The following is a 14,655-nucleotide window of genomic DNA, read 5'->3' as shown; positions in this document are numbered from 1 at the left end:
CCATATTGCGGCAATCCACCCGTAAACGCGCCGATAACGCCTCAAAGACCGGATAGCGGCAGGGCGGGCTCAGGGCCGCCGTTTCGATGCCGATCGGAAGGTTATGAAGCGCTCCTTCGGCCGCCGGCTGAGCATCGCGGTCGCCCTCCTCGCGGTGGGCGGCACGGCAATGCTGTGGAGATACGCGGACGCCTCCTTCAGCGGCAAGGCGACGAACGGCGCCAACGCCCTGACCACCGGCTCCGTCACGCTCAGCAACTCGTCCACCAGCCCGGTGATCAACGTTTCCGGCCCGATCCCGGGCAGCTACGGCACCAGCTGCCTGACGACCACCTACACCGGGTCATTGCCGGCGGAAGTCCGTCTCTACCTGCCGGCCAGCGGGCTGAGCGGCAGCCTGGGTTCCTACCTGACCCTGCAGATCAAGGAGAGCACCGGATCCTGCGCCGGTTTCACCAGCACCGCCACCCTCTACAACCCCAACGACCTCAACGCCACCGCCTACACCGTCGCCGCGTTCTCGGCCGCATCCAACAGCTACGCGACCGGCGTCAGCCGCTGGATCGCCACCACCAGCGCGACCCGCAGCTACCAGTTCAACTGGCAGCTCCAGGACGACAACATCATGACCTCCAAGTCCGCAACGATCGCCTTCACATGGGAGGCAAGGTCGACGTAGGCCCTCTGCCCCCGGTGAAGTAGCGCATCATCCGGACGAGCGTGCCGGCGTCACCGATGTTCCCGGGCACGACGGCGACCGGCACCCCACCCACGTCCCACAGCGGCACCCCGGTCTCGACCTGCCCCCGCACGGTGGCGACGCTGGCGCCGAGCCCACTCGTGGCAACCTCGGCCGAGGTGATGCCGCCCTTGGTGACAACCATTCCCACGTACGGGGCCAGTCGCGCAACGACGCCGGTAAGCGCGGCCATGACCCGCGCGCCGTCGGCCAACGTCCCGTGCTCCGCCCGCCGAACCCGCTCGGTAGTAACCACGGCAACGCCCGCTTCCCGCAGCTGCCTCCGCGCAACCTCAACAAGCGCGTCGGTGCTCGTTCTGGTGGCTCGTGCTCGCGTGGCCGCGGACGTTCCGGGGGCGTCGGTCGGCACGACCAAGTGTGGTGGCGTGTGGGCGGCCAGTGCGGCGAGCTGAGCGGTGGCGGCGGCGGTGTGCGAGCCGCAGACGATCAGCAGTCCGGGGCGGGCGGGTTTCGGGGCCGGGACCAGACGGCCGGTGACGCCGGCGAGCAGGGCTGCGAGCGGTGCCGCGCAGCGGACAACTACGTGGCGTCCGGCTTGGCGGGCCGCGGTCAGGCCGGCCAGGATCGGGATCAGGTCGGCGTCGTCGGTCACGTCGGGGACGACCACCCCGCCGTTCGGGAGGCGTAGGAGAGCCTCGCGTACCCCAGAGGGGCCAACCGACGCATACGGGCGGGGGCCGCCGAGCTCGGTCACCCAGTCGCGCATGGTGCGGGCCGTGAAGCCGAACACAGGGTCGCGTGCGAACTCGGTGTCCGCCACGTTGATCCGGGTGCCGCCGCCGTTGCCGCCGCCGTTGCCGCTGCTGCTGCTGCCGCTGCTGCTGCTGCCGCCGTTGCTGCTGCCGCTGCTGCTGCTGCCGCCGTTGCTGCTGCCGCTGCTGCTGCCGCCGCCGTTGCCGCTGCCGCTGCTGCTGCCGCCGCCGCTGCTGCTGCCGTTGCCGCCGCCGTTGCCGCCGCTGCTGCTGCCGTTGCCGCCGCCGTTGCCGCCGTTGCCCTTGTCGCCGGTGTCGACGAAGTGGACGCCGCCGACGGTGATCCGGCCCGCCGCCGGGAACGCGGGCACGATCAGGCCGACCCCGTTCTCGAGGCCGAGCGCGTTCATCTCGGCGAACACGTGCCCGCGCAGCGTTGAATCGCCGCGCAGCACCAGCTCGGTGCCAGGCCCGGCCCGCTCCTTGACGCTGGTGACAAGCGCCGCCGCATCGTCAGCATCCAGCGCGCGCGTATTGGTGAGCACATACCCCGTCGTCCACGGCCCGGTCTCATACGGCCGCAGCAACACCGAAACGTCCGAAGCGCATTGCGTGCCGGTCGGATCATCGTCGAGCACGAGAACTGTCATGTCAGCTCGCTTCGTCTCCATGCCTGGTATCTGACATTTCAGTCGTCCCGCTGGTGGGTGGCATCTGTCATGTCAGTTCGCCTCGGTCTGTATGGGTGGCATCTGTCATGTCAGTTCGGCTCGGGTTTGGGCGTGGTAGCTGTCAATTCAGTAGTTCCTCGTAGGCGTCTCGTTCCTGTTGGGTCACGGGTGACATTGGGCGGTGGCGGAGGGCGTGGGTGATGCCTTCGGCCCAGGGCACAGTGCTGGCGAAGCCGAGGTCGTGGGCGGCGGCCGAGCAGTCGAAGACGTTGTCGAACTGGAAGTTGAGTTCGCACCAGCCACCGATCCGGGCGGGCGGGACTCGGATGAAATTCGGCTTGACGTCGAGGGCGTCGGCGACCGCACGCCAGTACTGCTCGAACGTCAGGCGCTCGTGGCCGGTCACGTTGTAGGCCCGCCCGGCCGGGGGCACGGCGGTGGCGGACACGAAGGCCCGGGCCACGTCGTCGCGGTGGCAGGTGGCCCAGAAGTTGTTGCCGTGCAGGATGACCGGCAGGCCCGCGCGTAGCCGCTCGACGGCGAGGTCGAACGAGCCGTACGAGGGGACTGCCGTGTCGAGATAGGTGGCGGCCGGGCGCAGGATCGTCAGCGGGACGCCGGAATCGAGCAGGCGTTGCTCCGCGAGCTGCTTGTCACGGGCGTACGGGAAACGTTTGTCGGGGTTTCGCTCGTGGTGCTCGTCGACCGGCAGGTAGCGGGCCGGCTTGGTGTAGACGTCGACCGTGCTGCACATGATGTAGTGCGGCACCCGGTCGCCGAAGGCGGTCAGCGCGACGTTCACGTCGGCCGGGGTGAAGCAGAGCATGTCGATCACCGCGTCGTGCCCGTCGCCCCATGCCGCCCGCAGCGCCTCGGGATGGCCCCGGTCGCCCCGGACCGAGCGGGCCGAGCCGGGGCCGCCTGAGCCAGAGAGTGGCGTGCCGTCATCATCCGGGGCAGGGAGGGTCACGTCGCCGTTGTGCGGGGCAGCAGAGGCCGCGTCGCGGTTGTGCGGGGCAGGAGAGGCCGCGTCGCGGTTGTGCGGGGGAGGGAGGGCCGCGCCGCGGTCAGGCGGGACGGGGATAGGCGCGCCGTTGTCGGGCGGAACAGGGTGGGTTGGGCTGCCGGGGTTGCGGTGGAGCAGGGTTACCTCGTCGCCGCGGGCCAGGAGGTCGCGGGTGATGGCGGTGCTGATCAGGCCGGTGCCGCCGAGTATGAGGACCTTCATGAGCGGGCGGCCAGCACGGCGGCGCGGTCGTCGGGGGTCCACAACGGCTCGGACACCAGGGGAGTGCGGGCGCGGTGCTCGTGCATCCGCCGTACGACGGTGGCGATGCCGTGCGGGTCGAGGCCGTAGTACTGGTAGAGGTGGGTCGGCGGGCCGATGATGGCGAACTCGTCGCGCAGGCCGTGTTTGTGCACCGGCGTGCCGACCCCGGCGGCGGCCAGTGCCTCGACCGTGAGCGTGCCCAGGCCGCCCTCGATTGTGTGCTCCTCGACGGTGACGACGCTGCTGTGGGCGGCCGCGAGCTCGGCGATGACCGTACGGGGGAAGGGTTTGAGGGTGTGGACGTCGACGACTGTGGCGCCGATGCCGTCGGTGGCCAGGGTGGCAGCGGCGGCCAGGGCCTCCTGGACCATGACACCGGTGGCCAGCAGGAGGACGTCGCCGCCCTGGGTGAGCGTGGTCGGGCGGTCCAGGCGCAGCTGGGTGGGGTCGGTGTAGACGGCCTTCTCGCGGCCGCGGCCGATCCGGAAGTAGATGGGGCCGTCGTGGCCGACCGTGGCTCGCAGCATCGCCTCGGTGGCGACCGGGTCGCACGGGGACAGCACGGTCAGGCCGGCCACCGCCCGCAGCGCCGCGATGTCCTCGGTGGCGTGGTGCGAGGTGCCGAAGAAGCCCATCGAGATGCCCGCGTGGGTGGCCAGAATCCGCACGGGGACCTGCGGATACGCGAGATCGGTGCGGATGTTCTCGTAGGCCAGGATCGCCGAGAAGCAGGCGAACGTGCAGACGTACGGGATGTGGCCGGTCGTGGCCAGGCCGGCCGCGGCGCCGATCATGTTGCGCTCGGAGATGCCGTAGTAGAGGAACCGGCGGGGGTGCCGCGCGCCGAAGGTGGACAGCCTGGTCACGTACGTCAGATCGGCGCAGCCGACCACGATGCGCGGGTCGGCGTCGGCCAGGTCGGCCAGCACCCGCCCGGCGGCGAAATCGGCCCCGGCGTCGCGGCCGACGTGGTCGAACGAGGAGCTGTCGTGCAGGTCGGCGGCGTTGCGGCGGCCGTCGGGGGAGAAGGTCATGGCGGTGCGCATCTACTGCTCCTCGGAAGAGAACATGCGGCGGATCGAGGCCACGGCCCGCTCGCGGTCGGTGCCGCCGAGATAGCCGACGTGCCACTCGGCCATGCCCTCGATGAAGTCGACGCCCTTGCCGGCCACGGTGTCGGCCACGAGCACGGTGGGCGGGCCGTCCGGGTCGGCGGCCCGGCGCGCGTCGAAGGCCTCGTACGCGGCCAGCAGGTCGTGGTGGGAGTGACCGTCGACCCGCTCGGCGTGCCAGCCGAACGCCGCGAACCGCTGGTCGATGGGCTCGTAGCTGAGCAGCTCGGCGGTGGTGCCGTCGACGCTGACCCGGTTGGCGTCGACGATCGCCAGCAGGTTGGACAGGCCGCGGTGGCTCGCGTAGCCGGCCGCCTCCCACACCTGGCCCTCGTTGAGCTCGCCGTCGCCCATCAGCACGACGACACGGCTGTCGAGGCCGGCCAGCCGTACGCCGTCGGCCATGCCGGTGCCGATGGACAGCCCGTGGCCGAGCGAGCCCGACGAGAAGTCGATGCCGGGGATCTTGCGCATGTCGGGGTGGTCGCCGAGCCGGCTGCCGAGCCGGGTGAACGTGTCGAGCAGGCTGTCCGGGAAGAACCCGAGGTCGGCCAGGATCGGGTAGAGCGCCGAGCAGGCGTGCCCCTTGCCGAGCACGAAGCGGTCGCGCCCGGCCCAGTCCGGCTCGTCGGGCCGGACCCGCAGGAACCGGTAATACAGCGACACGAGGATCTCCATGCAGGAGAAACAGGGTCCGTAGTGGCCCGACCCGGCCACCTCGACGAGCCGCAGATTGGCCAGGCGCATCGCGATGCTGCGGTCCTGCAGCAGGGCTTCGGCGGTGAGCAGTTCAGTCATCCAGTCATCTCCTCCACTGGATTGGTATAGTGGCATTCCATCAGTCAGCGAGACAAGAGATGACCACCTTCTCGACGAGGTGCGGGTTCGCCGACGCGAAGGCGATCGCCTGCGGCACCTCGCCGAGCCCGAACGTGTGCGTGACCCAGCCCGCCACGACCTCGGGCCGCCGGGCGATCAGGTCGACCGCGGCCGGGAACTCGCCGGCGCTGTTGCGCGAGCCGACGATGGTGAGCTCCTTGCGGCTGAGATCGCTGACCTTGAGCCCGACGTCGTCGGTGGAGATGCCGACGACCACGACCGTGCCGGAGTGCGCGACCATGTCGACGGCCAGCCGCACCAGAGCCGGTACGCCGGTCGCCTCCACGACGACTGCCGGGCCCGCGCCACCCGTGAACTCCGCAACCGCCGTGGCCAAATCTTCGGTCGTAGTGTCAACCAAGCAGACTGCGACGGCTTTCTCGAGCCGCGACGCCACCCGGTCAGCGACCAGTACCCGTGCGCCCCGGTCGGCGGCGGCGAGGGCGGCGGCAAGCCCGATCGGCCCGGCTCCGATCACCACCACGTCGTCGCCGGACGCCACCGCGCCCCGGTTGACCGCGTGCAGCCCGATGGCAAGCGGCTCGGCCAGCACAGCGAGGTGGGCCGGCAGGCCGCGCGCGGACACGAGCTGACCGGAAGGCACCACGACGTGATCGGCCAGCCCGCCCGGCGCCTGCACCCCCAGCACCGTCACGTCGACGCAGCAGTTGGGGCGTCCCCGCGTACAGGGAAAGCATTTGCCGCAGCCCCGCAGCGGGTCGACGACCATGCGCTCGCCGTCCACCAGGCCGACGAACTCGTGCCCCTGCACCTGCGGAAACACGGCGTACGGGTGGGTGCCGTCAAAGATGTGATAGTCGGAGCCGCACAGGCCGACGGCCTCGACGCGAAGCAGGGCGTGGCCCGGCGGTGGCACCGGGATCGGCCCGGTGCGCAGCTCCATGCGGCCGGGGGCGAGGGTCACGACGCGGCGCGAAAGTCTCTCCATGGCATGCCACCGTACCAATCCGGAAATCGATGGGACACGATGTTGACATACAGCATGTGGCATACCATCCTACTGCCCTATAGGTAGATAGCCCTCAATCGATACGAGCGGGAGGCATCGAACATGAAGTTGCGTACATGCCTGGTCGCGGTGAGCGCGCTGGCCGCCGGGGCCGGGGGAGTGCTGGTCGCCGCGCCGAGCGCATCCGCCGCCACCACCACGGTCGAGGACACCAGCTCCGCCGTGACCTGGTCGGGCACCTGGGCCGCGTGCTCGGGCAACTGCGGCAAGGCGGCCGACAACAGCTTCCGCTGGACCTCGACGGCCGGCTCGGCGGCGACCGTCAGCTTCACCGGCAGCCAGGTCACCCTCTATGGCATGAAGGAGCCGTGGGACAACATCGCCACGGTGTCGATCGACGGCGGCGCGGCCGTCGACGTCGACTTCTACGCCTCGGCGGTCACCGCGACCACCGTGCCGGTCTACACGTCGCCGACCCTGACCGATGCGGCCCACACGCTCAAGCTGACCATGACCAGCCGGCGTAACCCGGCGTCGACCGGCGGCAACGCGATCACCTTCGACAAGGCCGTGGTCACGACCGGCACCACCACGCCGCCGCCGGCGAGCGGGCGGGCCAGCGGGCTGCCCTGGAGCTCGGGCGTCGGCCCGCAGGAGCAGAGCCGGGCCCGGGCCGACCAGTTCGCGGCGTACCGGGGCGCGGCGGTCGACAACGTCGTGCTCTTCCCGCCGCGGGACAACTGGAGCACGGTCTCCGACCCGGCCTGGATCGCCAACGGCCTGCCGACCGGGTTCAACGCCACCCGCGACGACCTGGTCATGACCGTGCCGCTGTGGCCGGGCAGCAACAGCGTCGGCAACACCGGCACCCAGGCCCAGTGGCAGAACCTGGCCAACGTCATCGCGGCCAAGGACGCCAACGCCTACGTCCGGCTCGGCTGGGAGATGAACCTGCCCAGCTCGTACTGGATGATCGGGGACGGCACCAAGTACGACTACGACGGCAACCTGATCCCGAACAACAAGGCCCAGTGGCAGGCGTCCTTCCTGCAGGCCGCCCAGTGGATCAAGGCGGCGCAGCCGAACCTGCGGATCGTCTGGAACCCGAACTACGGCGGCGACCAGACCTGCACCAACTGCGCCCGTACGGTGTTCCAGGCGGTCAAGCAGTACATCAGCGTCTACGCCATCGACACGTACGACTCGTGGAACCCGGACATCGGCACGGCCGGCACCGCCGAGCACCTGGCCCGGCTCAACGACACCCGCGACTACGCGGCGGCCAACGGCAAGAAGTGGGCCGTACCGGAGTGGGGCCTGGGCTGCAACGTCGCCCCGGACTGCCAGTGGGCGGGTCACGCCGGCGGCGACAACCCGCAATACGTCCACGACTACCTGACCTACTTCAAGAACAACGCCTCGAACCTGGCCTTCGAGTCGTACTTCGACGAGCCCGGCCCGTACATCCGCTCGGCGCTGTCGGTGACGCCGATCGGACCCAACGCGCCGGCCAAGTACAAGGCGGACATCGCCGCGTACAAGACTTCCTAACGGCGCACCCGGATGATGTGGACGGGCTCGGTGTCCGGTCCGAGGCGGACGAAGTTGTGTTGTGACCAGTTCCAGTGCTCGCCGGTGATCAGGTCGTGCGCGATGAAGCTGTCGTCCCAGCCCAGCCCCAGGTCGGGCATGGTCAGGTGGACGAAGGACTCGCGGGTGTGCTCCGGTTCCAGGTTGGCCACGACCACGATGACGTCGTCGCGGTCGTAGACCTGCCGGGCCTTGGAGAACACCAGGATGTGATCGTCGTCGGCGTGGTGGAAGCGCAGGTTGCGCAGGCGATGCAGGGCCGGGTGGGCGCGACGGATCTCGTTCACCCGGCTCAGGTAAGGGGCCAGGGTCGAGCCGGCGGCGTCGTGCTCGGCCCACCGCCTGTCCTTGTACTCGTACTTCTCGTTGTCGATCTGCTCCTCGGCGCCGGGCCGGGCCACCCGTTCCATCAGCTCGTAGCCGGCGTAGATGCCGTAGCTGGGGGACAGGGTCGCGGCCAGCGCCGCCCGCATCTTCCACGTCGCCGGCCCGCCCCGCTGCATGAACGGCGTCAGGATGTCGTGCGTGGTGGGCCAGAAGTTCGGTCGCATGTAGGCCGCGGCCGGGCCGGACAGCTCGGTCAGGTATTCCTGCAGCTCGTCACGCCCGTGCCGCCAGGCGTAATACGTGTACGACTGCTGGAAGCCGACCTGGGCCAGCGTGTGCATCATCGGCGGCCGCGTGAACGCCTCGGACAGCCAGACGGTGTCCGGCCGGTCGACGGCCACGTCGGCGATCAGCCGTTCCCACACCCACAGTGGCTTCGTGTGCGGGTTGTCGACCCGGAAGATCGTGACCCCGTGCCCGAGCCACAGCCGCACGACGCGCAGCACCTCGGCGTACAGGCCCTCGGGGTCGTTGTCGAAGTTGAGCGGATAGATGTCCTGATACTTCTTGGGCGGATTCTCGGCGTACGCGATCGAACCGTCGGCCCGCGTTGTGAACCACTCCGGATGCTCGGCGACCCACGGATGGTCGGGCGCGCAGTTGAGCGCGAGGTCGAGCGCCACCTCCAGGCCCAGCTCGCGGGCGCGGGCCACGAAGGCGCCGAAGTCGTCGAAGGTGCCGAGATCGGGATGGAGGGCGTCGTGCCCGCCGTCGGAGGAGCCGATCGCGTACGGGGAACCGGGGTCGGACGGCTCGGAGTCGAGCGAGTTGTTGCGGCCCTTGCGGTTGACCCGGCCGATCGGGTGGATCGGGGTCAGGTAGACCACGTCGAAGCCCATGCCCGCCACTGCGTCCAGGCGAGCCGCGGCGGTCCGGAGCGTGCCGCTCACCCAGCGCCCGCTGCCCTCGTCGAAGTAGGCGCCCTCGGAACGCGGGAACATCTCGTACCACGCGCCGTAGAGGGCCCGCTCCCGCTCGACCAGCCACGGGTGCTCGCGGGAGGCGGTGACGTGGTCGCGCAGCGGGCGCGCCTCGAGTTCGGCCCGCACCTCGGCCGAGAGACCGGCGGCGAGCCGCGCCTCGGGCATCTGCTTGGTGTCCCGCAGCGCCGTGATCGCTTCGGCCAGTCGCTCGGCGCCGGCCCGTTCGAGAACGCGGGCGCCCTCCTCGAGCATCAGCTCCACGTCGACCCCGGCCCCGACCTTGATCACCGCGTCGTGGTGCCAGGTGCCGTACGGGTCGGTCCAGCCCTCCACGCGATAGGACCAGGTGCCCGGCCGGTCGGCGCTCACGGTCGCCGACCAGAGGTCGAGACCGGCGTTGACCCGCGTCATCCGTACGGGATGCTCCTGCCCGGTGGGATCGGTGAGCACGACGGTGGCGTTCACCGCCTCGTGCCCCTCGCGGAACACGGTCGCGGTGACCTCGAACTCCTCGCCGGTGACCGACTTCGCCGGTCGGTCGCCGTGCTCGACGACCGGCCCGACGCCGGTCACCGCGATCCGTCCGATCCGCTGCGCCATGACAACCCTCCCGAGTGGTGTCTCCCTTGGAGGGTGCCCTGCGGCCGCGCCGCGTATGCGCGAGTTGGTCCATTATTCATTCGATCCCGGCCGCCGCCAGTAGCGGACCGGGATCGCGGCGCACGCGGCGACGAAGACCACCTGCATCAGCGTGCGGGGCAGCAGGGCGTCGCCGGGTGCGGTGGTGATTCCCGCGCGGGCCGCGTGCACGTTCGCCGGGAACATGGCCACCAGCAGCAGCCCCAGGCAGGTGGCGGCCAGCGGGGCCGTACGCCGGAACAGCAGCCCCGCGGCGCCCGCCAGCTCGAGCACGCCGGTCACGGTGACCAGCAGCTCGGGGGCGGGCAGGCCGGGCGGGACCATGCTGACCATCTCGGCGCGTAATCCGACGAAGTGCGCCACCCCGGTCATCAGGAACATGGCGGCCAGCCCGCCCCGCAGCGCGACCGGCCAGGGCCGCGTTCGGGCCGGCCGGGCTGTCGCTGCGCAGGCTGGCCACGGCCTGCGGCGTCTCGACGATGCCGGTCTACACGCTCTTCGGTGACAAGCGCGGCCTGCTCAACGCCATGCACGAGGAAGGGTTCCGCCGGCTCGACGCGAAGCTGGCGGCGGTCCGGCCCACTGACGACCCCCTGGCCGACCTGATCGCGCTGGGGCTCGCCTACCGGGAGGCCGCGTTGGCCAGCCCGCATCTGTACGGCCTGATGTTCGGGCGAACACCGGCCGAGGACCAGCCCCGGGAGGCCGCGGACGCGACGTACGGGCGGCTGACCGAGGCGGTGACGAGGTGCCGGACGGCCGGGGTGTTCCGCGACGAGCCCGGCGCCGAGCGTGTCGCCCTGCACCTGTGGTCGGTCGTGCACGGCATGGTGAGCCTGGAACTCAACGAGCACATCCCGCCGGCCGGGCTCTTCCCCGAGGCGCTCCGGTTCGCGGTGGACCCGTTCCTGGCCGTCACGGACTCCACGGGGCGTCGAACGACCACGTGACGTCGGGGGCCAGGCTGGTGACGTTGTCCCACGGGTTGGGGCCGCCCGGCATGGCCAGCCACAGCTCGCTCGCGTAGTGGCGCAGATACGAGCCGGGGAAGTTCCACGACGTCAGGCGTACGCCGCCGGGGGCGGTGCGCGGGCACCACGTGGCGTCGGCGCGCATCAGGGTGGTGCCGTCGTCGGGCGAGATGCGTACGCGGGAATTCTGGTGTCGCAGGTAGTAGCCGGGATAGTTGCGCGCCTGCAGGCTGTAGCAGCCGCCGGCCAGGCCCGGGACGACCTGCCAGGTGGCGTCCTGCTTGAGCAGCGCGGCGCTGCCGGCGTCGACGTGCGCGGTGTAGCCCAGGCCGTTCTGGTGGCGCACGTAGCGGTCGGTGTAGCCGGTCGTGGTGACGCGTAGCGAGCGCAGGCCGGTCGGGATGGTGGTCGTCGCGCCGTCGTCCCCGGCGGCACCGGGCACAGAGGCGAGCGCCGAGGCCCAGCCGGCCGCCATCCGGTCGTAGCCCTCGCGGGTCGGGTGCACGCCGTCGGCCAGCTGCGCGGTGGTGAGCGCGGCGTGCAGGTCGACGAAGTGCACCTTGGCCCCCTTGGCCCGCACGATGCCGGGCAGGGCGGCGTTGTAGGCGGTAGCGGCAGCCTCGCGGGCTGGGTCGCTGAGCGGCACGATCGACGACACGAAGACGTCGGCGTTGGGCGCGGCGGCGCGGATCCGGTCGATCAGCGCGGCGAGGCGCGCGGGGGCGTTGGGCAGGTCGTAGTTCTGCACGATGTCGTTCGTGCCGAGGTGCAGCAGCACGCTGCGGGGGGCGGCGGCGGTGACCCAGCCGGTGGCCTGGGCGTGCACCTGGTCGATCCGCCAGCCCGAGTGGCCCTCGTGGTCGCGGTCGGGCAGGTCGGCCGGGCCGTTCGCCTGCGAGCCGGTGAAGTCGACCCGGTGACCGGCGCCGGTGAGCGTGCGCCAGAGGGCGATCCGGTAGCCGCCGGGCACATTGAAGCCGTCGGTGATCGAGTCGCCGAGGGTCAGGATGCGGGTGCCGCCCGTGGTTGCGGCCTGGGCCGGCGCGGCGGGCGCGGTCGCCAGGACGAGGATCAGGGCCAGGAACGAGACACGCCACGTGGAAACACGCATCGATACCTCCCGATGACAACCTACGTCATACCGGGGCCGGCGCGCGCCAGTCGGTCCACGTACGGCGGAGGAAGTTGCACCCGGCCCAGGCCGCGTAGTCCGCCATCGGGCGGGTCCGGCCGAGACCGTAGCGGCCGTAGTTGGGGTAGCGGAGCAGCGTGTTGACCCGGCGGCGGCTGGCCTTGTCGCGGGCGAGCCAGCCCGTCGCGTGATCGGTCCAGTGCCGGGGGCTGCCCTCGCGGATGTAGTAGTGCCAGGCCAGCACCTCGGTCGGGTGGAACAGGTCGTAACCCCAGGTGTAGGCGCGCAGCGAGACCGTCAGCTCCTCGCCGTGAAAGTACAGATAGGGGTCGTACGGGACCTCTTGCACCAGGGAGCCGGGGGCGAACAGGAAGCCGCCGGCGACGAAACGCGCGGGTGCGGGGCGGCCGTCGAGGACCGGGAGCTCGCGCTGGCCGAAGATCGGCAACCCGTCGCCCGACCAGCCGCTCACCATCGTCTCGGTGGGCACGCCGGTGCCCGCGAACTCGTGGGCCGGCTCGTACGTGGGCGGATAGCAGGTGATGATCGGTTTGGCGGCACCGGTGGCCGCGGCCAGGGCGAGCACCCGTTCGTCCCAGTTTTGGGCGAAGCGCGTGTGGCTGTCGACCTGCAGGAACCAGTCCTCGCCGGCGTAGTGCCGCATCACCTGGGCCCGCGCCCAGCACGCGCCGCGGCTCTGCCCGGCGTCGAACTCGAGCAGCTCGACCCGCGGGTCGCCGGTCAGCGCGGACACGTCCTCGTCGCCCCGGTGCTGCCAGTTCACCACGATCCGCAGGTCGCCGGGGCGGGCCGCCTTGGCCAGGCAGTCGCGCACCGTGTGCACCAGCTCGGGGTCGCGATAGGACGCCACCGACACGAAGATGGTCACTGCGCCACCAAGGCGTGCGACTGGAACAGCGCGGCCAGCGCCCGATGCTCGTCGACGGCGTCCACAATCGGGCGCTCGCCGGATGCGCGAATGTGCGCGAGCAGGTCCGTCTCCGGGGCCAGCCCGTACACCCGCAGGTAGTACGCCACCGAGTCGGTCCACAGCCACTGCCCGTCGGTGCGATAGCTCATCGGCACCACCTCACCGCGGCCCGGCTCGACCACGTCGGGCAGCCGGCCCTCGGTGCCCAGCACGGGCGCGCCGCCGTCCAGGTAATCCAGGATCGGCTGACAATCGCGGAGACGGAGATGATCGGAGGTGAACCCGCCGCCGTCGTCGAAGACCCGGGCGATGCGGATCGGGCGTACGGGCCGGGCGGTCCACAGCAGGGCGCCGGAATTGCGCGCCGCCCGGGTCTCCGCGGACAGCTTGTGCCCGGGTGCGTAGACCTGGGCCTCGAGGGCCGGCGCCGGACCGCTTGTCTCCACCACGTAGACCCGCTGCGGCGGCGGCTCGGCGACGCGCCACGACCGCCACAACGCGACTGAGCCGGGTTGCGCCTTCACGGCGGCCACGGCGGCGCGGTCCTCGTCGTCGCCGAGGTCGCGGCCCGCCAGGTCGAGCAGCGGCGGCACGGCCGAGCCGAACGTATTCGGATCGGGCAGCGCCGGAACAAAGACGCTCAACGCACACTCGCCGTCGACGGGCGGAACAGGGCCGCGAGGGTGCGGTGCTCGGCGACGTCGTCGACCGTCGGCGCGCGGAACTGGCGCTCGCGCGCATGGTCGAGCAACTCGGCATCCGGGGCCAGACTGTGCGTTCGCGCGTAATAGGCGACCGTGTCCGTCCACACCCAGATGCCGTCGGTCCGGTACGACATCGGCACCACCGCCCCGCGCGCCGGGTCGACCACGTCGGCCATCCGCTGCGTCGTCATCAGGACCGGGCGGCCCGACTCCAGATAGCGGGCGACCCGTTCCCGTTCGGCCTCGTCGAGCCGGGGATGGTCCGGCGCGAACCACGGCCCGGTCACCGGATCGACCCCGTCGAACACCCGGGCAATGCCGATCCCGTACGGCTCCTGTTCTGTCCACAAGAGAGCGGCCGCACCCCGGGCCTGCACCTGATAGGCGGGCAGCTCGTCACCCGGCGCGTACGCCTCGACCGGCGCGCCCGTCTCCCGCTGCAGCAGCGCCGCCACCACCGGCAGGTCCGCGCCCGGCACGTCCGCGGCGAGCACGAACACCCGGACCGGCGTCTCGCGGGGATCGCTGAGCCGCCAGGCCCGCCACAACGCCCGTACGCCGGGAATGCGGGCCATCGCCTCGATCGCCTTCGCATCCGTCTCATCGGTCACCGAGGCGGCGAACGAGTAGGGCACGTCGGTCAGGTCGAGCAGCGGCGGCGGCGCCTCGGGGGCGAACACCGAGGGATCGGCCAGCGCCGGCTGGAAGTCGACCGCGGGCAGCGGCCACTGACCCGGCTGGGTGCCCGACAGCTCGGCCACGGACTCCGGCTCGGCCGCGGCCAGCAGCGCGAACTCCTCGTCGGTGGGCGCCAGCCGGGCCGCCGCGGCGATGGCCCCCACAGCCCGCGCGACGTCGGAGGTCCGGCCCTCGGCCAGCGCCAGCCGGGCCGCGGCCAGCTCGGCGTCGGGGGCGTGCCCGGCCAGCCGCAGCAGCAGCCGATGGAACTCCGCCCCGTAGGTCACCGTCCGGAACTCAGCCATGGCGCCATTCGACCACGGTCGTTCCCGCATGATCGACGCCC

At 71.2% G+C, this 14,655-nt stretch carries 13 protein-coding genes and 1 pseudogene; 3 read left to right on the top strand and 11 right to left on the bottom strand.

Annotated features, from left to right (window positions below; all coding sequences use genetic code 11):
- The first annotated feature begins 103 nt into the window (after positions 1–103).
- Complete coding sequence (locus JKJ07_RS02875) at positions 104–679, top strand: hypothetical protein (RefSeq protein ID WP_202989573.1); 576 nt, start codon at positions 104–106, stop codon at positions 677–679.
- On the opposite strand, the gene JKJ07_RS02870 is transcribed toward JKJ07_RS02875, so the two are convergent.
- The 5 genes from JKJ07_RS02870 to JKJ07_RS02850 all read right to left on the bottom strand — a co-directional run bounded on the left by JKJ07_RS02870 (position 654) and on the right by JKJ07_RS02850 (position 6,333).
- Positions 654–2,102, bottom strand: coding sequence for a four-carbon acid sugar kinase family protein (locus JKJ07_RS02870; protein WP_202989572.1), 1,449 nt, complete (start codon positions 2,100–2,102; stop codon positions 654–656). The two genes, JKJ07_RS02875 and JKJ07_RS02870, sit on opposite strands and share 26 nt — an antisense overlap.
- 142 nt (positions 2,103–2,244) lie before the next feature.
- On the bottom strand, positions 2,245–3,351 hold the full coding sequence (locus JKJ07_RS02865) for an NAD(P)H-binding protein (protein ID WP_202989571.1): 1,107 nt from the start codon (positions 3,349–3,351) through the stop codon (positions 2,245–2,247).
- On the bottom strand, positions 3,348–4,439 hold the full coding sequence (locus JKJ07_RS02860) for a transketolase family protein (RefSeq protein ID WP_202989570.1): 1,092 nt from the start codon (positions 4,437–4,439) through the stop codon (positions 3,348–3,350). Before JKJ07_RS02860 ends, JKJ07_RS02865 begins: the two co-directional genes overlap by 4 nt.
- A complete protein-coding gene (locus JKJ07_RS02855) occupies positions 4,440–5,303 on the bottom strand; it encodes a transketolase (RefSeq protein WP_202989569.1) in 864 nt (287 codons plus the stop codon).
- Between the two features lie 40 nt (positions 5,304–5,343).
- Complete coding sequence (locus tag JKJ07_RS02850) at positions 5,344–6,333, bottom strand: zinc-binding dehydrogenase (protein WP_202989568.1); 990 nt, start codon at positions 6,331–6,333, stop codon at positions 5,344–5,346.
- A 123-nt stretch (positions 6,334–6,456) separates the two neighbouring features.
- Here JKJ07_RS02850 and JKJ07_RS02845 point away from each other — a divergent pair, with 123 nt between their 5' ends.
- Positions 6,457–7,905, top strand: coding sequence for a hypothetical protein (locus JKJ07_RS02845; protein WP_202989567.1), 1,449 nt, complete (start codon positions 6,457–6,459; stop codon positions 7,903–7,905).
- Here JKJ07_RS02845 and JKJ07_RS02840 read toward each other — a convergent pair.
- Both JKJ07_RS02840 and JKJ07_RS02835 read right to left on the bottom strand, forming a co-directional pair.
- The gene (locus tag JKJ07_RS02840) at positions 7,902–9,854 is read right to left on the bottom strand and encodes an alpha-1,4-glucan--maltose-1-phosphate maltosyltransferase (protein ID WP_202989566.1); all 1,953 of its coding nucleotides are present in this window, start codon (positions 9,852–9,854) and stop codon (positions 7,902–7,904) included. The two genes, JKJ07_RS02845 and JKJ07_RS02840, sit on opposite strands and share 4 nt — an antisense overlap.
- Positions 9,855–9,926: 72 nt before the next feature.
- The gene (locus JKJ07_RS02835; RefSeq protein WP_268919075.1) at positions 9,927–10,295 is read right to left on the bottom strand and encodes a DoxX family protein; all 369 of its coding nucleotides are present in this window, start codon (positions 10,293–10,295) and stop codon (positions 9,927–9,929) included.
- Between the two features lie 77 nt (positions 10,296–10,372).
- Here JKJ07_RS02835 and JKJ07_RS02830 point away from each other — a divergent pair, with 77 nt between their 5' ends.
- Positions 10,373–10,843, top strand: coding sequence for a TetR-like C-terminal domain-containing protein (locus JKJ07_RS02830; protein ID WP_202989564.1), 471 nt, complete (start codon positions 10,373–10,375; stop codon positions 10,841–10,843).
- On the opposite strand, the gene JKJ07_RS49530 is transcribed toward JKJ07_RS02830, so the two are convergent.
- The 4 genes and pseudogenes from JKJ07_RS49530 to JKJ07_RS02810 all read right to left on the bottom strand — a co-directional run bounded on the left by JKJ07_RS49530 (position 10,809) and on the right by JKJ07_RS02810 (position 14,614).
- A complete protein-coding gene (locus JKJ07_RS49530) occupies positions 10,809–11,975 on the bottom strand; it encodes an AbfB domain-containing protein (protein WP_236028199.1) in 1,167 nt (388 codons plus the stop codon). The genes JKJ07_RS02830 and JKJ07_RS49530 overlap by 35 nt on opposite strands.
- A 25-nt stretch (positions 11,976–12,000) precedes the next feature.
- Positions 12,001–12,885 (bottom strand): GlcNAc-transferase family protein, encoded by an 885-nt coding sequence (locus JKJ07_RS02820; RefSeq protein ID WP_202989563.1) that lies wholly within the window; start codon positions 12,883–12,885, stop codon positions 12,001–12,003.
- Positions 12,882–13,619 (bottom strand): annotated as a pseudogene (locus tag JKJ07_RS02815) (hypothetical protein); the annotation flags it as partial. The gene JKJ07_RS02820 and the pseudogene JKJ07_RS02815, both read right to left, overlap by 4 nt.
- Positions 13,568–14,614 carry a hypothetical protein gene (locus JKJ07_RS02810; RefSeq protein WP_202989561.1) on the bottom strand — a complete coding sequence of 349 codons (1,047 nt, stop codon included), beginning with the start codon at positions 14,612–14,614 and terminating at the stop codon, positions 13,568–13,570. The pseudogene JKJ07_RS02815 and the gene JKJ07_RS02810, both read right to left, overlap by 52 nt.
- Positions 14,615–14,655: the final 41 nt, after the last annotated feature.

The organism is Paractinoplanes lichenicola, from assembly GCF_016785085.1.
Lineage (GTDB): Bacteria > Actinomycetota > Actinomycetes > Mycobacteriales > Micromonosporaceae > Actinoplanes > Actinoplanes lichenicola.
Note: the sequence above shows the minus strand (reverse complement) of the source record. Positions and strands in the feature narration are given on the sequence as shown.

Excerpts from the sequence above, each read along its gene's own strand:
- JKJ07_RS49530 (WP_236028199.1), bottom strand. The coding sequence starts at position 11,975 with ATGCGTGTTTCCACGTGGCGTGTCTCGTTCCTGGCCCTGATCCTCGTC.
- JKJ07_RS02830 (WP_202989564.1), top strand. The coding sequence starts at position 10,373 with ATGCCGGTCTACACGCTCTTCGGTGACAAGCGCGGCCTGCTCAACGCC.
- JKJ07_RS02875 (WP_202989573.1), top strand. The coding sequence starts at position 104 with ATGAAGCGCTCCTTCGGCCGCCGGCTGAGCATCGCGGTCGCCCTCCTC.
- JKJ07_RS02850 (WP_202989568.1), bottom strand. The coding sequence starts at position 6,333 with ATGGAGAGACTTTCGCGCCGCGTCGTGACCCTCGCCCCCGGCCGCATG.
- JKJ07_RS02855 (WP_202989569.1), bottom strand. The coding sequence starts at position 5,303 with ATGACTGAACTGCTCACCGCCGAAGCCCTGCTGCAGGACCGCAGCATC.
- JKJ07_RS02840 (WP_202989566.1), bottom strand. The coding sequence starts at position 9,854 with ATGGCGCAGCGGATCGGACGGATCGCGGTGACCGGCGTCGGGCCGGTC.
- JKJ07_RS02860 (WP_202989570.1), bottom strand. The coding sequence starts at position 4,439 with ATGCGCACCGCCATGACCTTCTCCCCCGACGGCCGCCGCAACGCCGCC.
- JKJ07_RS02865 (WP_202989571.1), bottom strand. The coding sequence starts at position 3,351 with ATGAAGGTCCTCATACTCGGCGGCACCGGCCTGATCAGCACCGCCATC.
- JKJ07_RS02870 (WP_202989572.1), bottom strand. The coding sequence starts at position 2,102 with ATGACAGTTCTCGTGCTCGACGATGATCCGACCGGCACGCAATGCGCT.
- JKJ07_RS02810 (WP_202989561.1), bottom strand. The coding sequence starts at position 14,614 with ATGGCTGAGTTCCGGACGGTGACCTACGGGGCGGAGTTCCATCGGCTG.
- JKJ07_RS02845 (WP_202989567.1), top strand. The coding sequence starts at position 6,457 with ATGAAGTTGCGTACATGCCTGGTCGCGGTGAGCGCGCTGGCCGCCGGG.